General features: G+C 52.1%; 26 protein-coding genes. 13 read left to right on the forward strand and 13 right to left on the reverse strand.

The window, feature by feature from the left end; translation table 11 throughout:
* From MTH_RS00660 to MTH_RS00675, 4 genes are read right to left on the reverse strand one after another with little or no spacing between them, the layout of a single operon-like run.
* Nucleotides 1–561, reverse strand: a complete 561-nt coding sequence (locus MTH_RS00660) for a UbiX family flavin prenyltransferase (protein WP_048060752.1) — start codon at nucleotides 559–561, stop codon at nucleotides 1–3.
* A gap of 38 nt (nucleotides 562–599) precedes the next feature.
* Entirely contained in the window at nucleotides 600–1820 is a 1221-nt protein-coding gene (locus MTH_RS00665) for an HD domain-containing protein (RefSeq protein ID WP_010875787.1), read from the reverse strand.
* Between the two features lie 47 nt (nucleotides 1821–1867).
* Nucleotides 1868–2299, reverse strand: coding sequence for a molybdopterin synthase catalytic subunit (locus MTH_RS00670; protein WP_010875788.1), 432 nt, complete (start codon nucleotides 2297–2299; stop codon nucleotides 1868–1870).
* Nucleotides 2296–2832, reverse strand: a complete 537-nt coding sequence (locus MTH_RS00675) for a nicotinamide-nucleotide adenylyltransferase (protein ID WP_048060754.1) — start codon at nucleotides 2830–2832, stop codon at nucleotides 2296–2298. The genes MTH_RS00670 and MTH_RS00675 overlap by 4 nt, the downstream gene beginning before the upstream one ends.
* 150 nt (nucleotides 2833–2982) lie before the next feature.
* Here MTH_RS00675 and MTH_RS00680 point away from each other — a divergent pair, with 150 nt between their 5' ends.
* From MTH_RS00680 to MTH_RS00725, 10 genes are all read left to right on the forward strand, one after another.
* Nucleotides 2983–4689 (forward strand): ABC transporter ATP-binding protein, encoded by a 1707-nt coding sequence (locus MTH_RS00680; RefSeq protein ID WP_048060755.1) that lies wholly within the window; start codon nucleotides 2983–2985, stop codon nucleotides 4687–4689.
* A 5-nt stretch (nucleotides 4690–4694) separates the two neighbouring features.
* Nucleotides 4695–5246, forward strand: a complete 552-nt coding sequence (locus tag MTH_RS00685) for a flavin reductase family protein (protein ID WP_048060756.1) — start codon at nucleotides 4695–4697, stop codon at nucleotides 5244–5246.
* Nucleotides 5247–5254: 8 nt separating this feature from the next.
* The gene (locus tag MTH_RS00690) at nucleotides 5255–5650 is read left to right on the forward strand and encodes a universal stress protein (RefSeq protein WP_010875792.1); all 396 of its coding nucleotides are present in this window, start codon (nucleotides 5255–5257) and stop codon (nucleotides 5648–5650) included.
* Between the two features lie 98 nt (nucleotides 5651–5748).
* Nucleotides 5749–5928, forward strand: coding sequence for a hypothetical protein (locus MTH_RS00695; RefSeq protein ID WP_238374266.1), 180 nt, complete (start codon nucleotides 5749–5751; stop codon nucleotides 5926–5928).
* A gap of 258 nt (nucleotides 5929–6186) precedes the next feature.
* Nucleotides 6187–6348 (forward strand): rubredoxin, encoded by a 162-nt coding sequence (locus tag MTH_RS00700; protein ID WP_013295425.1) that lies wholly within the window; start codon nucleotides 6187–6189, stop codon nucleotides 6346–6348.
* Nucleotides 6349–6359: 11 nt separating this feature from the next.
* Complete coding sequence (gene rd, locus MTH_RS00705; RefSeq protein WP_010875795.1) at nucleotides 6360–6521, forward strand: rubredoxin; 162 nt, start codon at nucleotides 6360–6362, stop codon at nucleotides 6519–6521.
* Nucleotides 6522–7679 (forward strand): FprA family A-type flavoprotein, encoded by a 1158-nt coding sequence (locus MTH_RS00710; RefSeq protein WP_010875796.1) that lies wholly within the window; start codon nucleotides 6522–6524, stop codon nucleotides 7677–7679. It abuts the gene before it with no gap.
* Nucleotides 7673–8188 (forward strand): ferritin, encoded by a 516-nt coding sequence (locus MTH_RS00715; protein ID WP_010875797.1) that lies wholly within the window; start codon nucleotides 7673–7675, stop codon nucleotides 8186–8188. Before MTH_RS00710 ends, MTH_RS00715 begins: the two co-directional genes overlap by 7 nt.
* A gap of 3 nt (nucleotides 8189–8191) precedes the next feature.
* On the forward strand, nucleotides 8192–8872 hold the full coding sequence (locus MTH_RS00720) for a peroxiredoxin (protein WP_010875798.1): 681 nt from the start codon (nucleotides 8192–8194) through the stop codon (nucleotides 8870–8872).
* Between the two features lie 5 nt (nucleotides 8873–8877).
* Nucleotides 8878–9486, forward strand: coding sequence for a superoxide dismutase (locus tag MTH_RS00725; protein ID WP_048060758.1), 609 nt, complete (start codon nucleotides 8878–8880; stop codon nucleotides 9484–9486).
* Between the two features lie 7 nt (nucleotides 9487–9493).
* Here MTH_RS00725 and MTH_RS09715 read toward each other — a convergent pair whose 3' ends face one another.
* Nucleotides 9494–9634 carry a hypothetical protein gene (locus tag MTH_RS09715; RefSeq protein WP_158296314.1) on the reverse strand — a complete coding sequence of 47 codons (141 nt, stop codon included), beginning with the start codon at nucleotides 9632–9634 and terminating at the stop codon, nucleotides 9494–9496.
* Between the two features lie 90 nt (nucleotides 9635–9724).
* On the opposite strand from MTH_RS09715, the gene MTH_RS00730 reads away from it, so the two are divergent.
* Entirely contained in the window at nucleotides 9725–11020 is a 1296-nt protein-coding gene (locus tag MTH_RS00730) for a phenylacetate--CoA ligase family protein (RefSeq protein WP_048060759.1), read from the forward strand.
* 24 nt (nucleotides 11021–11044) lie between these two features.
* On the forward strand, nucleotides 11045–11476 hold the full coding sequence (locus tag MTH_RS00735) for an ACT domain-containing protein (protein WP_010875801.1): 432 nt from the start codon (nucleotides 11045–11047) through the stop codon (nucleotides 11474–11476).
* Nucleotides 11477–11483: 7 nt separating this feature from the next.
* On the opposite strand, the gene MTH_RS00740 is transcribed toward MTH_RS00735, so the two are convergent.
* Genes MTH_RS00740 through purC form a run of 8 tightly spaced genes read right to left on the reverse strand, consistent with a single transcriptional unit; the run spans nucleotide 11484 to nucleotide 17142 of the window.
* A complete protein-coding gene (locus MTH_RS00740) occupies nucleotides 11484–12281 on the reverse strand; it encodes a MarR family transcriptional regulator (protein ID WP_010875802.1) in 798 nt (265 codons plus the stop codon).
* Complete coding sequence (gene recJ / locus MTH_RS00745; protein ID WP_010875803.1) at nucleotides 12278–13630, reverse strand: single-stranded-DNA-specific exonuclease RecJ; 1353 nt, start codon at nucleotides 13628–13630, stop codon at nucleotides 12278–12280. Before recJ ends, MTH_RS00740 begins: the two co-directional genes overlap by 4 nt.
* Nucleotides 13631–13684: 54 nt before the next feature.
* On the reverse strand, nucleotides 13685–13960 hold the full coding sequence (locus MTH_RS00750; protein ID WP_010875804.1) for a signal recognition particle subunit SRP19/SEC65 family protein: 276 nt from the start codon (nucleotides 13958–13960) through the stop codon (nucleotides 13685–13687).
* Between the two features lie 23 nt (nucleotides 13961–13983).
* Nucleotides 13984–14784, reverse strand: coding sequence for a uroporphyrinogen-III synthase (locus tag MTH_RS00755; RefSeq protein WP_048060760.1), 801 nt, complete (start codon nucleotides 14782–14784; stop codon nucleotides 13984–13986).
* Nucleotides 14750–15466: a uroporphyrinogen-III C-methyltransferase gene (cobA, locus tag MTH_RS00760; RefSeq protein WP_048060761.1), complete on the reverse strand. Its 717-nt coding sequence runs from the start codon at nucleotides 15464–15466 to the stop codon at nucleotides 14750–14752. The genes MTH_RS00755 and cobA overlap by 35 nt, the downstream gene beginning before the upstream one ends.
* A gap of 5 nt (nucleotides 15467–15471) precedes the next feature.
* Nucleotides 15472–16128 carry a phosphoribosylformylglycinamidine synthase subunit PurQ gene (purQ, locus tag MTH_RS00765; protein ID WP_010875807.1) on the reverse strand — a complete coding sequence of 219 codons (657 nt, stop codon included), beginning with the start codon at nucleotides 16126–16128 and terminating at the stop codon, nucleotides 15472–15474.
* A 3-nt stretch (nucleotides 16129–16131) separates the two neighbouring features.
* Nucleotides 16132–16386, reverse strand: a complete 255-nt coding sequence (purS, locus tag MTH_RS00770; RefSeq protein WP_010875808.1) for a phosphoribosylformylglycinamidine synthase subunit PurS — start codon at nucleotides 16384–16386, stop codon at nucleotides 16132–16134.
* Between the two features lie 9 nt (nucleotides 16387–16395).
* On the reverse strand, nucleotides 16396–17142 hold the full coding sequence (purC, locus tag MTH_RS00775) for a phosphoribosylaminoimidazolesuccinocarboxamide synthase (RefSeq protein WP_010875809.1): 747 nt from the start codon (nucleotides 17140–17142) through the stop codon (nucleotides 16396–16398).
* A gap of 141 nt (nucleotides 17143–17283) precedes the next feature.
* On the opposite strand from purC, the gene glmS reads away from it, so the two are divergent.
* Nucleotides 17284–19056, forward strand: a complete 1773-nt coding sequence (glmS, locus tag MTH_RS00780) for a glutamine--fructose-6-phosphate transaminase (isomerizing) (RefSeq protein ID WP_010875810.1) — start codon at nucleotides 17284–17286, stop codon at nucleotides 19054–19056.
* Nucleotides 19057–19089 lie beyond the last annotated feature (33 nt).

The raw sequence follows: 19089 nt of genomic DNA on the forward strand, positions 1-19089 counted from the left end.
TTAGATATCCTTACCTGTCCACCTTCTGAAGAGGTCGTTCTCTATTCCAAGTACATCAAGGACCTTTCCAGCTATGAAGTCCGCCATATCCTCTATGCTGGCGGGTTTATGGTAGAAACCTGGCATGGCAGGGAGTATTATCCCACCCTCCCTTGAGACCCTGAGCATGTTTTCAAGATGGACACTCCTCAACGGGGTTTCCCTTGGGACGAGGACAAGATCCCTTCTCTCCTTCAGGCAGACATCTGCAGCCCTTGTAAGGGAATTCTCAGCATATCCGTTGGCTATGGCAGAGAGGGTCTTCATTGTGCAGGGAGCGATGACCATTGCCCTGAAGGGGGATGATCCGCTGTTTATGGATGTTGTGAAGTCACTGGCATCGAAGCACTCATCTGCCAGTTCCTCAAGGGCCCCTGGTTCAATCCCAAGTTCATATCTTATTATCTCACGTGCGGTGTCGGTTATCATGAGTCCAATCCTCACTCCAGCCCCTCTGAGGGCCTTCAGGATCCTCTCACCATAGATAACACCACTCGCACCTGTCATGGCAAGTATTATCATTTTAATCACCTTCATTCATGTGGGTAACATTCAGAAGATCATCTGAACCGGAGGTAGTCCGGGACTGTTAGGCGCAGCTGCCTTGGATGGGAGGGCCTTCTCTCAGGGAGGTCCATGTAGTCATGGAGGCTGAAGTCCCTGAAGGACCCTGCAAACTCCCCGGGAACATAGACACAGATATCTGCATGATTGAACCTGGCCTCCTTCAGGGCCCCGACGAGGCTTGAAATGTGGCTCAGGTTTACAATTGAGTCACCAACAGAGACCTGGGTCCTCATCTCATCAAAGGCAGGGTACTCGGGTAGATTCACCACCACGTAGTCGGGGTCGAGGCCCATGTCCTCTGCTATCTCCTCCTCAGCCCTCTGTATCTCTGCCTCCGTTATCCTGAAGACCCTATCAGGGTCCTCAAGTTCATTGAGCTTCACCGAGTCAACGGTCTTGAGGAGGTCCCTGTTATCAAGCCTCCTCATCATATCACCTGCAAGGCCCTCCTGGTTCCTGCACATGACGATGAGGTCCATGTCGTCGTACCTGTAGATCCTGGACGCGTCCAGGACGCCACCTGATATGAGGCTCCTGAGGCACCTCCTGAACATGGAGTTCACGATCCTGGTGGTGTGGTGCTGGTATACGCTGGGGTACATGAAGTACCTTGCAAGGAGGGCGGATTCGGCTGCCTGGACGCCCTTCCTGTCGAGTACAAGGTCGTTCTCCATCTTCATGTTGTATATCAGCCTTTCAACGTCGATTATACCGTAGGCCACACCTGTGTAGTGGGAGTCCCTGAGGAGGTAGTCCATCCTGTCAACATCCAGCTCCCCGCTGATGGCCTGGCCAAGGACTCCCTCACCCCTGAGTATCCTCATAACCTGCCTGAGGTCGAACTCCTCGGATATTATGTCCCCAAGGATGGATTTTCTTATCAGCTCCCTTGTGAGGCTCTCATGGGACATCTCAAGGACACCCTCGGATACATGGGAGAATGGGCCGTGCCCAACGTCGTGGAGGAGGGCGCACAGCCTCAGGACCCTCTTCTTTTCATGGCCAAGACCGAGGTGCTCTGCAAGTCGTGATGCAAGGTACATGGCACCTATGGAGTGTTCGAACCTTGAATGGTTTGCACCGGGGTATATGAGGCTGGTGAATCCGAGCTGCTTTATGCGCCTGAGGCGCTGGAACTGTGGCGTGTCAACTATCCTGACCTCGAACTCACTCAGTTTCAGGTTTCCATGGACGCTGTCCCTTATGAATTTCATGTCTTGCCCCGTTAATCTGTTCCAGGAGGTTTCTGTCCTGATTTTTTTCAGCCGCCTGACATTATGATATTCTTACCGCTGTCGGTGTACTCCTCCTTCTTAAATTCAATTTCATGCTTTGTCCTCTCAATTATCTCACTGAGGGCCTTCAGTGTCTCCTCACGATGCGGACCGGCCACAGCCACCATGAAGAGTGTCTCTGAGGTGTAGAACTCACCGAGATAGTGGACCACGGCAACGTCCCTTACCGGGTACTTCCTCCTGACATCCTCCACAATACCCTCAAGCTCAATCTGAGCCCTCTCAGTGTCGGGTGTTGTGAGTACCAGCTTATCTATCCTCTTATCATCCACACCACGAACAATACCCTCGAAGGTGAATATGGCCCCGCATTCATCAAGGTATGGGCTTTTCTTGAGGTTTTCTATGAGGTCCTCCATCCGGTAGGCCTCCTTCTCATCGGTTACCCGTACAATCATGATATCCCTCCAAGTTCACTGACCTCCTTTTTTGCAAGGTGTTTTATCCTTTCAACGCCATTGATCTCATCTATAACTTCCACCACAGATTCAGGGAGGAGGGAACGCCAGTCCCCATCATCCAGCATCCTTCGCCTAACCTCTGTCCCGGAGTACCTGTCACGGTAGAAGAGTGGCGGGGCTGTAACCTCGTAGCCATCCTCACTGAATAGCCTCTGCACGAGTGGGTTCCCGCTGTAGACCCTGTCAAAGGGTGGTGTGAGCATCTTTATGTGGCCCACCCAGAGGGCGTTGCACTCTATGTCCTGGACAGGGATGATGTAGTAGCGTGATGCAGGGATCCCGTTTTCACTCAGGGCCTTGGTGAGCATCATGACCCTCTCACCTGCTGTGAATGGATCGCGGATGCTGTGGCTCAGCTGTGCACTGCCAATACATATTATGAGTTCATCGACCTCCTCGAGTATGCTCTTTATGACCTGCAGGTGGCCCCTGTGAAATGGTTGCATCCTTCCAACCAGCAATCCCCTCATTGTCATCACCGCATAAAGTTATTATGTCAGTAAAACTATTAGAACTATGGTGCTTCTAGTATATATTCATGGAGCCGGTGGCGATTGTGGATCATTCAATGGCAGTCTGCAGTTCATGGACACTGCCAGAGGAGATGGGCAGGTGATACAATGATAAGGGTAGAGAACCTGACAAAGACCTATAAACTGGAGAATGGAGACGAATTCAGGGCACTTTCTGATGTTAACCTTGAGGTGGCCGAGGGTGAAATACTCGGAATTCTGGGCATGAGTGGATCAGGTAAGACAACCCTCCTGAGGATACTGAGGGGTGTGGAACCCTTTGATTCAGGGAGGATCACCCTTGATGATGTAACAGTTGAAGCTGATTCCAGCCAGTACTATTTCTCTAAGCTGAAGAAGAAGACAGCCATTCACCTGCAGAGGTCCTTTGGTCTCTGGGCAGAGACAGCCCTTGAGAACGTTATAAGGAAGCTCTACGCTACAAGGTATGGTGATGAGTCCATGACAGACTTTGACTATGCCTCTGATGAATTCGGTGAGGATGCAATGGAGCTCCTGAGGGTTGTTGGACTTGAACACAAGGCTGACCACTTCGCCCCGGTACTGAGCGGGGGTGAAAAACAGAGGCTCATAATGGCAAGGCAGCTTGCAAAGAAACCCCGGGTCCTTCTACTTGATGAACCGGCAACCATGTCCTGCCCGAGGACCAAGCAGGAGATACTGGACGCCATAAAGAACATAAACAGGGAACTCGGTGTCACCGTGGTCCTTGTATCCCACCTCCCGGAGGTCCATGAGTACCTGGCCGACAGGGTGGTGCTCATGGATGGGGGCCGCATAGTTGATGAGGGCGAACCCTCATCCATTATAGGAAGGTTCCTTGAGGACATCGAACCCCCTGTTGAATACACTCCGGGGGCCAGAGGGAAGGAGATACTCAGGGTCCGTGGTCTCGGGAAGAGGTTCGTACTCCTCAAGGGTGGAGCTGTCCTGGAGATGAGTGATGTTAACCTCGATATAGCTGAGGGGGAGATGGTGTCCATAATAGGCCCCAGCGGAGCAGGTAAGACAGTCCTCCTCAGGATGATAGGGGGTCTGGATCTACCTGATGAGGGTACAGTGGAGTTCCGCCTCAACAGTGAATGGGTCAACATGCATGAGCCTGGCGTTAAGAGGATGGGAATAAGGCGAAAGATGGGGTTCATGCACCAGGAGTTCGCCCTCGTGCACCATGCAACCATAAGGAGTCAGATCGCCTCAAGGCTTGGTGTTAAGGGAGAACATGTTGTTGCGGAGGCAAAGAAGAGGGCCGATGAACTCGGAATAAGTGACATGGTCCTCGATGTCCTTTACCAGCTCACTGATCTTCCTGAGACCGAGGCACGGTACCGTCTGGAGAAGCTGGGCCTCTCACCTGAGATACTTGAGGAGCTCTTCCCAAGCTTCCCTGACAGTGAGGTTAAGAGGTATGCTGAGCCCATATTCAGGGCCCTTGACCTTCCCCTGAGTATACTTGACAGGAGGTCCTATGAGCTATCAGGCGGCGAGAGGGTGAGGGCGACCCTTGCCCTTGTACTCGCATCGAGGCCCGATGTACTGATACTGGATGAGCCCTTCGGGGACCTGGACCCAATCACACTGCGCATGGTCTCCAACTCCCTCAAGAGGATCAACATGGAGTTCGGGACAACCATCATAATGGTGAGCCACCATGTTGACTTCATAAGGGAGCTCAGCACCAGGGCCGTGATGGTTGAGGATGGAAGGATTGTGATGGATGGTGAACCAGGTGAACTCTGTGATGAATTTGTTGAGAGGAGTCATGCAAGATACCTTCAGAGGGTTAAGGGGTGATGTCCATGGATTTTGAGGATTTTCCGGTTGAAAGCGCCCACAGGATACTGACACCCAGACCGACGGTTATGGTAACAACCGTGGATGAGGAGGGTAACATCAACGCAGCCCCCTTCTCATTCACAATGCCGGTCTCAATTGACCCGCCGGTTGTTGCCTTTGCATCGGCGCCAGACCACCACACAGCCAGAAACATTGAGAGCACACATGAATTTGTTATAAATATAACACCTGCAGATATAATTGAACGGATGTGGGTCACCGCCAGGGACATTCCAGCAGGGGAGAATGAACTCGAGGCTGCGGGTCTTGCCTGGACCTCTTCCAGGAGGGTGAAGCCTCCAAGAATCGTTGAGGCCCCGGGGCACCTTGAATGTGAACTCCTCCGGATGTTTGAGGTGGGGGACCATAACCTTATAACAGGGTCTGTGGTGAGCGCATCGGTGCGGTCTGGAGCTGTGAAGGAAGGCCTCCTTGATGTTGAGTCTGTGAAGCCTGTCCTCCATGTGGGCGGAAACAAGTTTGTCGTAGGTGATCATGTGAGGCATGTTGAGTAGGTGGTTTCATGTTTGAAAAGATAATGGTTCCAACGGATGGCTCAGAGTACGCTGCAAGGGCAGAGGATATGGCCATAGAACTCGCAGGGCGTCTGGGTTCCGTGGTGATTGCAGTCCATGTCATCGATGAGAAGCTGATATACCCCTTTGATGTCCTTGAGGATGAAGGTAAGGAGATACTGGCGTCTGTTCAGAGGAAGGGGCGTGAGGCTGGTGTCCAGGTTGATGAGGTACTTGTCTTCGGCAGCCCGGCCCATGACATGAAGAAGATCACAGAGAAGACAGGGGCTGATCTTGTGGTTATCGCATCCCATGGGAGGTCAGGCCTTGAGAAACTGCTGATGGGGAGTGTTGCTGAGACAACCCTCAAGACTGTGGATGTTCCGGTCCTCCTGGTGAAATGATAATTTTTTCACCCCTGGTTAGAAAGGTATATATGGAAGTATATAATAATCTGATATATCAAAATTTGATATATCAGAGAGGTGTTAGGTTGAAAAGGGTGTTCAGTGGTATAAAGTCCTACCTTACAGACTGGAAGAACCTTCTAACCCACAGCCTCGTGGGTGTTCTGATACTCTTAATCGCCCTCTATGCACCCGTAAGCCCATACATTAGGATGGGCTTTGTGGGATGCGTTGTTGGATTCAATGTATTCAGAATGAAGTACCTCGACCAGTAAAACTCTTTTTTAAGGACCTCCGGGTCCTGCAGATATTATTTTTTTGAGATTAATCTGGACGTATATTATTCTTTGCTTCAGATCTTCTTTTTATCAGCAGGTACCCTGCTCCTATGGCAGCCCATTAAACAAATTATCAGATGTATGCCGGGTCTCTCAACACTATAAAGCTTTCGCAGTGAATTTTATAGATAATTTTAAATTTTAGGAGAGTAATAAAGATATAGCGTGGCAGCCATAAAATCAGAGGTATCAGCCATGAAGAGATACAAGTGCCGTGTATGCGGATACATCTACGACCCCGAGAAGGGCGAGCCCCGGACGGACACACCACCCGGAACACCATTTGAGGACCTCCCGGAGACCTGGAGGTGCCCCTCATGCGGTGCAAAGAAGAAGATGTTCAAACCACTGGATTGAGAGGTGAATGAATGGACAAATATGTTTGTCAGATGTGCGGATACATCTACGACCCTGAGGAGGGAGACCCTGTTTCAGGCATAGAGGCAGGAACACCCTTCGAGGACCTCCCGGACGACTGGGTATGCCCGGTCTGCGGGGTTGGAAAGGACCAGTTCAAGAAGATGGATTAGATGACAGCAAAAAGGATTGCTGATGGGGTTTACTACACAGGCACCATCGACTGGGACAGAAGGACCTTCGATGAACTTGTAACCCTCCCGAGGGGTACAAGTTACAACTCCTACCTGATCTCTGGAACCAGCGCCACAGCCCTCATTGACACCACGGAGCCATCAAGGGCAGCCGAACTCCTCAGGACCCTTGAGGAGATGGACGCAGATATAAAATACATAGTATCACAGCATGCAGAACAGGATCACTCAGGCACCATACCCGAACTCCTTGAAATCTACCCTGAGGCAGAGGTCATCGGGACACCTGCATGCATAGAACTTCTGCAGGAGCTTCTGAGGATCAACGGGAACTTCAGGGAGGTTAAGGACGGTGAAAGCCTCTCCCTGGGTGACAGGACACTGAGATTCATCGTAACACCATGGGTTCACTGGCCAGATACCATGGTAACCTACCTTGAGGAGGATGGCATACTCTTTACATGCGACTTCTTCGGATCACACATTGCAACATCAGACATCATGGAGACACCAGATGACTTCCTGAGGGAGGCAAAGAGGTACTACGCCCACATAATGATGCCCTTCAGCCAGATGGTGGCATCAAACCTCAGGAAGATCTCAGAGCTTGAAGTATCCATGATAGCACCATCACATGGCCCGGTCATATCTGAACCCGGGCTCATAATGGACGCCTATGATACCTGGACCTCAGGCGGGGATGGAGTGGTCATCGCCTACACCACCATGCATGGAAGCACCAGGGTCATGGTTGAGAGACTCACAGAGAAACTCATGGAACTTGATGTGAGTGTGAGACCGGTGAACGTTGCAGAACATGACACAGGGGAATTCCTGACGGAACTCGTCGACGCATCCGTGCTTGTCGTGGCATCCCCGACGGTACTCACAAGACCACATCCAGCCATAGCATCAGTCCTCTACCTCGTAAACGCCCTGAGACCACCCTTAAGGCATGTTGCGGTCATGGGATCCTATGGATGGGGCAGCCTGATAGAATCCGAGGTCAGGAAGCTCCTGTCAAATCTGAATGTCGAATACCTTGAATCCGTCCTTGTGAAGGGTCTCCCGGTGGAGGAGGACCTTCAGAGGGTGGATGAACTTGCCATGAAGATAAAGGGGGTGAATGAATGGTAAGTGAAAGGATGCAGGAGGCGCTAAACAGGCAGCTAAATGCTGAGCTCTACTCAGCATATCTCTACCTTTCAATGGCAGCCTACTACGAGGCCTCCGATCTTCCTGGATTCGCAAACTGGATGCGTGTACAGGCCCAGGAGGAGCTTTCACACGCAATGAAATTCTACGACTACCTTGTGCAGAGGGGTGCAAGGGTCGTACTGGATGAGATAGAGAAACCACCATTTGAGTGGGAATCACCACTTGAGGTGGCCAAGCATGTCCTTGAACATGAGAAGAAGGTCACAGGACTCATAAATGACCTTGTGGACCTCGCCATCTCAGAGAGGGATCATGCAACCAACAACTTCCTCCAGTGGTTCGTTGCAGAGCAGGTTGAGGAGGAGGAATCAGCAGGGAGCCTTCTCCAGAGGGTGCGCCTCGCATCAGACTCACCCAGCGGACTCCTCATGCTGGATGCAGAACTGGCAAAGAGGGTCTACAATCCACCCGCAGATAAGGGGGAATGAGCTATGGGGGAGAAGGTATACGAACTCAGAAAGATAAAGAAAAAGGGAAGGGGAATGCCCCTCATAGGGGATAAATTCCCGGAGATGGAGGTCCAGACGACCCATGGACCGATGGAACTCCCGGATGAATTTGAGGGCAAATGGTTCATCCTCTTCAGCCACCCTGCAGACTTCACACCGGTCTGCACAACGGAGTTCGTGGCCTTTCAGGAGGTATACCCGGAACTCCGGGAACTTGACTGTGAACTCGTGGGCCTCAGTGTTGACCAGGTATTCTCCCACATCAAGTGGATCGAGTGGATAGCCGAGAACCTTGACACAGAGATAGAGTTCCCGGTGATAGCAGATACCGGACGGGTGGCGGACACCCTGGGACTCATCCACCCGGCAAGACCCACAAACACCGTCAGGGCAGTCTTTGTGGTGGACCCGGAGGGGATAATAAGGGCCATCCTATACTATCCACAGGAACTTGGAAGGAACATCCCGGAAATCGTGAGGATGATACGTGCCTTCAGGGTCATAGATGCTGAGGGGGTTGCAGCACCAGCCAACTGGCCCGATAACCAGCTCATCGGTGACCATGTGATAGTGCCTCCCGCATCTGATATTGAAACCGCGAGAAAGAGGAAGGATGAATATGAATGCTATGACTGGTGGCTATGCACCCAAAGTAGGGGGTGAATGATTTGGAGAAAAAATTCTATGAGCTACCTGAGCTCCCGTACCCATACGACGCCCTTGAACCACACATATCCCGGGAGCAGCTCACCATACACCACCAGAAACACCACCAGGCATACGTGGATGGTGCCAACGCACTCCTCAGGAAACTGGATGAGGCAAGGGAATCAGACACAGACGTTGACATCAAGGCAGCCCTCAAGGAGCTCTCCTTCCATGTTGGGGGCTACGTGCTTCACCTCTTCTTCTGGGGTAACATGGGACCCGCAGATGAATGCGGAGGAGAACCCTCAGGAAAACTCGCAGAGTACATAGAGAAGGACTTTGGAAGCTTTGAAAGATTCAGGAAGGAGTTCTCACAGGCAGCAATAAGTGCAGAGGGTTCAGGATGGGCGGTACTCACCTACTGCCAGAGGACAGACAGGCTCTTCATAATGCAGGTCGAGAAACACAACGTCAACGTCATACCACACTTCAGGATACTCCTGGTCCTCGATGTATGGGAACACGCCTACTACATTGACTACAGGAACGTGAGACCAGACTACGTTGAGGCATTCTGGAACATAGTTAACTGGAAGGAAGTTGAAAAACGCTTCGAGGATATCCTCTAACCAGTAATCACAGGAGATCATCCTCTCTTATCTTTTTTTCAAATGATTTTCCTTGAGTCAGATCAGAGGCGGCCCTTATTTTTTTTAAATCATCACCTTGAGTCAGATTAGAGGCGGCCCTTATTTTTTTTAAATCATCATCTTCCATGGAGTTTCTCCTGGTCCAAATACCGGGGTAACATTTATTTTTAAAGCATCATAAATCATTAAGAGTTACACTGATCCGGGAATGATTCTGATGATCTGGAATAGGGAAATGGAATGCATATCAAGGGATGAACTGGAGGAACTGCAGCTCAGGAGACTACAGGATACCGTGAAGAGGGCCTATGAGAATGTACCCTACTACAGGGAGGCCTTTGAAAGGGTGGAGGTTTACCCCGAGGATATAGAGACCCTTGACGATATAGAAAAACTCCCCTACACAACAAAGGACGACCTGAGGAGGGTCTACCCCTTCGGGATGTTCGCAGTGCCACGCAGGGAGATAGTTGAGGTTCACACATCATCAGGGACAACAGGCAAGCCGGTGGTCTCAGGCTACACCAGGGAGGACATTGAAATATGGAGTGAGGTCATGGCAAGGGGCCTTACCATGATGGGCCTCACCGAGGATGATGTAATCCAGAACACCCACGGCTACGGACTTTTCACAGGGGGCTTCGGTGTCCACTACGGGGCCCAGAAGATCGGGGCCACGGTCATACCCATATCAACGGGGCAGACAAGAAGGCAGATAGAGATAATGAAGGACTTCGGAACAACAGTCATGATATTCACACCATCCTACGGTCTCTACCTTTCTGAAATAGCACGTGAAGAAGGATTCAACCCTGAAGAGTCCAGGATAAAGGCAATAGGCTTCGGAGCCGAGATGTGGACCGAGGAGATGAGGGCTGAGATCGAGAGAAGATTCAATGCACCGGCCTTCAACATATACGGCCTGACAGAGATAATGGGGCCAGGTGTTGCAATGGAGTGCAGTGAGAAGAAGGGACTCCACATTGCAGAGGACCACTTCTACCCTGAGATAATAGATAAGAACGGTGAGAGGCTCGGCCCAGGGGAAAGGGGTGAACTTGTGATCACAACACTGACGAGGGTGGGGATGCCTGTTATAAGGTTCAGGACCAAGGACATAACCTCCATAGACTATGACCCCTGCAACTGCGGCAGGACCCTTGCAAGGATCTCAAGGATCACAGGCAGGGTTGACGATATGCTCAAGGTCCGCGGGGTATCAGTGTTCCCATCACAGATAGAGAAGGCGCTACTCCGCATAGACGGAATAGAACCCCACTACCAGATAATAGTGACAAGGCCCCACCTCATGGATGAACTTGAGGTCAGGGTTGAAACATCACCGGAACTCTTCTCAGATGATATCCGGAAGATGGTGGAGACCCGGGACCGCATCGAGGAGTTCATAGAGAATGAGATAGGCCTCAGGGTCAAGGTGACCCTTGTGGAACCCGGAACCATACCCCGGAGTGAGGGCAAGACTGTGAGGGTGATAGACAGGAGGAACCTCTAGTTTAAAGGACGAGGCTGTGATAATATGAGGGTTAAGCAGATATCTATATTCCTTGAAAATAAGAAGGGCCGGCTCTGGAAGGCCCTCAGCACACTTGCAGAGGCAGGTATAAACCTCAGGGCACTTTCACTTGCAGACACATCCGAATTCGGCATACTGAGACTCATAGTACCCGAACCTCAAGAGGCGGCGGCCGTGCTTGAGGATAAGGGTTTTGTCGTTAAAATTAAGGACGTGGTTGCGGTTGAAATGGATGACCGGCCAGGGGGCCTTTCATCCATCCTCGAGGTGCTGAAGGACTACGACCTGAACCTTGACTACATATACGCCTTTGTACATGAGAAGAAGGACAAGGCCATACTGTTCATGAGTACAGAGGACCTGGACGCCCTTGAGGGTGCACTGAGGGATGCGGGGGTGCGCATGGTCCCGCCTGAGGAGGTCTATTCCCTCTGATTGATTTTTATTCCTTGTGGGTGAGCCTGAGGTCCTCCACAGAGTACTCAACACCCTCCTTCTCAAGTTTTTCTGTTATACTCCTGCTCATTTTACCAACTGCAAGTACAAGGACGTTGAGGCCCCTCTTTGCAGCTGCAAGTGCTGCGTGGGGTGTTGCGAACTCAAAATCCACCTGCAGGTTCAGTTTATTTGCAGCCGCCCTTGAAACGGTCCCCATTATCCCGGTTCTATCATGGCCTCTGCTGAGCTCCCTCAACCTTTCAAGGTCGGCGTTCCTTGATCCACCCTCAGATATTCCTGGCAGCACGGCTATGGTCACCTTACCCCGCTGGAGTGGTATGGTCCCCCCGAGTTCTGATAGGGCAACATCCTCACCCCTCCGTGCAGGGTGGAGTACCTCTGCATAGGCCTCCCCGTTTCTCCTCCTCCTTGCATATAGTATACCATCCTCCATGAAAAGTTCAACCTTATCCCCCTCCTGGAGGTCCTCCCAGGCTATGGCCGGCCACACAGACCTGTAGAAGCTCATGGATTCAAGCACCTCATCTGCGTACCTTCGAAGGTCCATGGCGGCCTCCTTGATCTTCTCAGCACCCCTCCTTGTTATCTTGTAGTGGGACCTACCGCTTCCGGACTCAACCAGGCCCTCGGCTATGAGGCTCTTGATGTTCTCAGAGACTGCCTGGACAGTTACTCCGAGCTTATCTGCTATGTCCTTCTGCCTCACATAGGGCTGACGCATGGCTATCTCACTAAGTATCTGAAAGCGTGTAAGTTCACCCTTTTTTCTCAATGCCTTCATCCATTCACCTTCACATTCTTTATGGCCCTATCAAGGAGTTCGAGGAATTCTCTCTCACGCTCTGAGGGTATGTAGGCGCCGCAGGCAGTTGCATGGCCCCCTCCGCTTCCACCCACCTTCTCAGCGACCCTCCTCATTATGGAGCCGAAGTGTATGCCGTCGAAGGCCAGGAGCCGTGAGCATCGCAGCGAAACCTTGAGTCCATCAGCGGTTTCTCCCAGTCCAATCATGGGCCTCCTCCAGTCACCGTAGCCAAGGAGCATGCCTGCGACCGTGCCCACAACGGCTGTGTTCACTCCCGGAGCATGGAAGTACTGGAGGTTCTCCATGTCCCTTATCAGTTCCTCATCCATTATCTCGTCGAGTGTAACTGCAAGGTAGGTCCTGTGATCCCTGAGCACATCCTCCAGTTCATCCCTTTTCCCTTTCCGGTCCCCTCCGATTATCTCCATTGCAAGCTTCCACCTTGAGTTGCGGTTACAGGCGTTCACCGCCGTTGAGAACTCAGACAGATCCCTGAAAACAGTGTACCTCTCCTCGGAGCTGAGCTCATAGACCTCGCCGAGGATAAGCCTTGGAAGGTATCTGTGATATCTTTCAGGGACTTCACTGACCATCATGCGGTATATCTCGTTGAAGAGTTTCCTCTTCTCATCATCCGTAAGGTCACAGAGTTTTCGCTGTGATTCCCCATTTTTGAGGGGTATTCCAAGGTTTTTGAGCCTTGCAATGCACTCATTGGTGTTGTTTGTTGTCGGGAGAGTTACATCCCCAAAATAGGAGAGCGCATTAACCAGAGGCCTTGTATGTCTACCATAGATTGTCAGGTCACTCTGGCACTCGATCTGACCCTCACTGACGCTGTCCTGGAGGATATCCCTGTTCAGGCCTTCCATTTTACCGAGGGTGATGTTCTGCATGTCACCCACCGCTGCAAGGAGACCCATCCAGCTGAGGTCCCTGTAGCCGAATTCCCTTGCAAGGAGGTAGGTGAGTCCCCCGCCTGAGACATGTGTTGAGCCGTCCATCCCATAGAATATGGGGTTTATCTCCAGGAAATCCCCGCTGGGGGCTGTGAAGTTCATCTTCCTCACAGGGGGGTGGTGGTCCAGTATGAGAACCCTTGAGTTTGATTTAAGGTTCTCATGGACTCTCTGACCGGATCCAAGGTCGCTGAAGATGGTGAGGTCAGAGGAAAGTTCAACTTCAGGGACCTCGTTGATGTTTATGATCCTCACCTCATGGTCCATATCGAGCCTTTCAAGGACCTTGCTGAGCACCGTCGCGGCTGTTATACCATCACAGTCAGTGTGACTGTAGACCGTGACTGTTTCAGAGGATTCAACCATCTCCCTGGCCCTTCTGAGGGCAATCTCAGTTCATCCATACCCATAGCCATGGCATCATCTCTTCCTTGAGGACCTCACAAGTCTTGCAATTTTTGGAAGGAGTTCGCTCTTTTTACCATTGTATTCCACAACAACCCTTCCTGAGGACTCCCACCAGGACGGTGGGTATGCCCTGTCTGATTCCATACTGGCCTCCAGCTGGAGCTTCCTGGCAGCCCTGAGTATCTCACTGGCGGTCGGGGATTCAACAGCATACTCGAGGGGCACCCTGCGACCCTCACTCCGTGATTTTCTTGAATCAAGATAAGTGGGCCATATGATCAAGTTCACTCCTCCTGGTTTCGTTCATTCTGTCAGTCCACATCTTCACCCATGCTAACTGCGAGCGCAGCTATCATATCCTTCACGGTGTACCTTTCGGGTGTCACGGCGGTGATTCCATGCTCCTCCAGCTTCCTGAGGGTTATGGGGCCTATTGCAGCCACCTTAACCCTCTTCAGAACCTCTATGAGCTCTTTACGCCGGTTACCGGCGATTTTGAAGAGGTTCTCAACAGTGAGGGGGCTTGTGAAGGTGACTGCATCCACCTTTCCATCCAGGAGACCATCTATAAGCTCCTCTGCGGGGCCGGTGTCTTCAGGTAAACCGGATCTGTAGGCCTCGGCCACGAGGACCTCTGCACCCATCATCTCAAGTCCTCGGGGAAGGACCTTCCTTGCAGAGAGTGTCCTTGGGAGAGCCACCTTCCAGCCCTCAATGTTGAGACCGGTGAGGGCATCCAGGAGGCCCTCGGCAGTATAATCCTCCGGGACGATATCGACCCGGAGTCCATGCTCACCGGCCACTCTGGCGGTCCTGGGACCTATAACTGCCACCAGGCAGTCCTTCCTGATTTTCCCTGCAAATTCTCTGCAGAGCTGGAAGAGGGATTCAACGGCGGCCTGTGACGTGAATATTACAAGATCCCATTCATCAGCCCTCCGGCAGACTTCCCTGAGGGATTCTGTGTGCGCCTCCTTTAATTCAAGGGTCGGGGCCACGAGGGCCCTTCCACCTGCCCCCTCTATCAGTTCAACAGCCTCTGCAGATCTTTCAGGGGGCCGTGTCACGGCCACGGTCCTATTTCTCAGTCCCTCTAATTTCACGGTAGACATTGACAACATCACCCACCACTATGATGCCGGGAGGCCTCAGGTCCTTATCTGCGATGTCTCCAAGTGTCCCGAGGATTATCCTCTCATCATCCAGCGTACCGCTCTCAATCACACATACCGGGGTGTCGGCGGGGCGGTGCTTCATGATCTCCTCCATGTTCTCCCTTATGTTGCCAACACCCATGAGTATTATGAGCGTATCTGCATTGTAGTCCCAGTGGACCTGCTTAGCGGGCTTTGATGGGTCCTCGTGGCCTGTAACCACCGTGAAGGATGTTGCAACGCCCCTGTGGGTTACAGGAAGCCCGACTGATGTGGGGACACCAACAGCCGATGTCACTCCGGGGATGACCCTGTAGGGGATGCCGGCTTCCTTCAGGGCCAGGATCTCCTCACCACCCCTTCCAAATACGAAGGGGTCGCCGCCCTTGAGCCTCACAACGGTCTCATGTTTTTTTCCTTCCTCAACGAGTATTCTGTTTATCTCGTCCTGGGTCCTGTGGTGTTCACCTGCCCTCTTACCGACGTATATGAGCCTGGCGTCATCAGGTGCGTATCTGAGTATCTCTTCACCTGCAAGCCGGTCATAGATCACCACGTCTGCCCCTTCAAGGACCCTTATCGCCTTGAGTGTTATGAGTTCAGGGTCCCCGGGTCCTGCCCCAACAAGATAGACCACCATGAGCATCACCCTCTAAACTTCAGGATGCCCCTGAAGAATTTGAAGCCATCCACGGATCCCAGTATCTCCTCGGATGCCCTCTCAGGGTGGGGCATCACTGCGCATACAAGGCCTGATTCATCGCAGACCCCGGTTATACCGTCCAGTGAACCGTTGGGGTTTTCCCCATGGAACTGGAGGACGACCTGATCGTTTTCCCATACCTCACTGATATTGTCGTGGTAGTACCTGCCCTCGGCATGTGCCACAGGCATCCTTATAACCTCGTCCTTCTTGAAGAGACCTGTGAATGGCGTCCTGGTTGTTTTAACCCTGAGTTCGGTCCACTGGCAGTTGAATTTTGGGTGCTCGTTTACGGTGAAGACCCCTGGCACAAGCCCAACCTCTGCCAGTATCTGGGCGCCATTGCATATGCCAAGTACAGGTTTTTCCTCCCTCACAAGTTCCCTGACAGCGTCCATGACAGGGGTTATGGCTGCGATTGCACCTGCACGGAGGTAGTCCCCGTAGGAGAAACCCCCCGGGATCACGACGGCGTCGAGGTGATCAAGGTTGCGCTGGTTCCACCAGACATACTCAGGTTCCGCCCCTGCCAGTTCAAGGACATGGTGGACGTCACGGTCACAGTTGGATCCCGGAAACCTTATAACTCCCACCCTCATGGTTCAGCCTTCCATCTCGTTTATACTGACATCATAGTCATGGATGACCGGGTTGCAGAGGAGGCGCTGACACATGTCCTCAACCTCCCTCTCAACGGCCTCAAGACTGTCCTCATCCATGGTGAAGGTTATAACATCAGTTGTATCGGTGTCCTCAACCTCATATCCAAGGAGAGCCAGTGCCCTCTCAATTGTGGCTGCCTCAGGGTTCAGCATGCCCTTCTTTAGCCTTATTCTGACCTCGACCATAAACTTCATTCCATCACCTCAGAGTTCAACATTCCACCTTTCGATGTCCTCATCATCAAGTATCATCCTGGCCACCCTTCTGTAGGCGCCAACAACACCCTCCTCTCCACGGCGGAATATGTCCTTGTCCAGGGGCTCTCCGGTCTCCATGTCCCAGAGGCGGCAGGTGTCTGGGCTAACCTCGTCGCCGAGTCTTATCCTGCCACTGGAGTCCCTTCCGAATTCTAGTTTGAAGTCGGGCAGGATAAGTCCCCTTGACTTCAGGAAGTCCCTGAGGACACTGTTTATGTGGAGGGTGATCCTCCTTATCTCCTCCAGTTCATCCCTGGTGGCGATCCCCAGTGCGAGGATTATGTCATCGTTCAGCATGGGGTCCCCGTGCTCATCACTCTTGTAGTCCATCTGTATGAGGGGCGGTACGAATTCCTGGCCCTCAGTGAAGGGAAACCTCCTCACGATGCTCCCCGCTGCTATATTCCGGGTTATGACCTCTATGGGTATCATCTCAAGTTTCCTTGCAAGGATGCATCCGGGTTCCCTAAGTTCAAGGTACTGGGTCGGTACCCCAGCCTCCTCGAGAACCTCGAATATCTTTGCTGAGATCACAGAGTTGTAGTAGCCCTTCATCTCAAGGGTGTCCTTCTTTTCACCGTCACCTGCGGTTATATCGTCCCTGAACCTAACGGCAACGATTTCAGGGTCATCTGTAAGGAGAACATCCTTTGCCTTACCACTGTACAGTGGACCGTCTATCTTCACATCCATACTATCACTTTTAAAGAATTTGAGTATGAAATCCTGATCAACTCTCCAATACTTATATAGGTGTAAATTCTATTATGAGTTATATTGCGATTCAGTTATATAATCTTGCGAAATCAGATTCATGCTTCTTAGGGTGAAATAATGTGTGGCATTGTGGCTTGTATACTTAAGGATGGGAGTGCAGCCCCGGTTCTCCTGGAATGCGTCAGGAGACTGGAGTACAGGGGCTATGACTCCGTTGGTATTGCAACATCAGACCCCATGATAAGGATAAAGAAGGACAGCGGCAAAATCGACGAGGTGGACGCGGAACTTGACCTTGCAGATCTACCAGGCACTATGGGGATAGCCCATGTTAGGTGGGCAACCCATGGTCTCCCCACAGCTGAGAATGCCCACCCACACACCGACTGCAGTGGCGAGATAGCAGTTGTACACAACGGGATAATAGAGAACTACCTTGAGGTTAAGGAGGAACTTGAATCTGAGGGCCACATATTCAGGTCCGAGACAGACACCGAGGTCATACCACACCTCATAGAGAAGTACATGGATGAGGGAATGGACCTTGAAGCCGCAACAGCCACAGCACTCAGGAAGCTCAGGGGGGCATATGCGATTGCAGCGGTATCCTCCAGGGAGCCGGGAAGGATCGTGGGGGCGAGAAAGGAGAGCCCCCTCATAGTCGGTGTCGGTGAAGGTGAATACTTCCTGGCCTCAGATGTGCCAGCCATCCTCAACCACACCAGCAGGGTGATATACCTCGATGACGGTGAGATGGTCATACTTGATGGGGATCTGAGGGTCACCGACATGGAGGGCAACACTGTTGAGAAGGAGGTCCATTCAATCGACTGGTCCGCTGACATGGCAGAGAAGGGCGGCTACGACCACTTCATGCTTAAGGAGATACATGAGGAACCCTCAGCGGTGAGGGACACCCTCACAGAGTGGGATGAGGTGCTTGGAGTGGTTGAGGAGATAGGCGAGGTTGAAAGGATCTGCTTCGTTGCCTGCGGAACATCCTACCACGCATCACTTGTTGGAAAGTACCTCTTTGAGAGCCTCCTGGGCATACCAACCGATGTGATCCTTGCAAGCGAGTTCAGATACTCAGCAGGGGCCCTGAATGACAGGACACTGGCGATATTCATAAGCCAGTCAGGTGAAACAGCGGATACCCTGAACGCCCTCCGCGCAGCCAATTCAAGGGCGAAGACCCTGGCAATAGTCAATGTACTTGGGAGCTCGGCAACAAGGGAGGCCCAGCATGTTCTATACACAAGGGCAGGACCCGAGATAGGTGTGGCTGCAACCAAGACCTATGTGAGTCAGCTAACAGTTATATACATGCTCGTGGCTGCAATGGGCGCACCCGAGCTCATGGATAGACTTGAAAGGGTTCCTGAGTTCATGGAGAGGGCCCTTGAGGATGAGGATGGCATCAAGGAACTTGCAGCCACCTGCAGTGACGTGAGTGACTTCTTCTTCATAGGCCGAGGATTTGCTTATCCAACGGCCCTTGAGGGTGCCCTGAAGCTCAAGGAGATAACCTACATACACGGTGAGGGCTACGCAGCAGGGGAACTCAAGCACGGACCCCTGGCCCTGATAGATAATGGGGTGCCGGTCGTTGCGATTTCACCGCCAGGTCCGTGCCATGATAAGACCCTGAGCAACGTTGAGGAGGTCAGGGCAAGGGGTGCAAGGGTCATAGGGGTTGGCAGTATTTCAGACGAATCCCTCAGGAAGGAGGCTGATGACTTCATAGGCCTTGACCCTGAGGTGGATGATGTCATATCACCCCTGGTCTACATCGTTCCCCTCCAGCTCCTCTCCTACCATGTGAGTGTGGAACGTGGACTGGACCCTGACAAGCCAAAGAACCTTGCAAAGTGTGTGACCGTTGAGTGAAGGTGATCATGGAAAGCAAATACCGGGGCTCTG

Origin of the sequence: Methanothermobacter thermautotrophicus str. Delta H (assembly GCF_000008645.1) — an archaeon.
Classification (GTDB): Archaea; Methanobacteriota; Methanobacteria; order Methanobacteriales; family Methanothermobacteraceae; genus Methanothermobacter; species Methanothermobacter thermautotrophicus.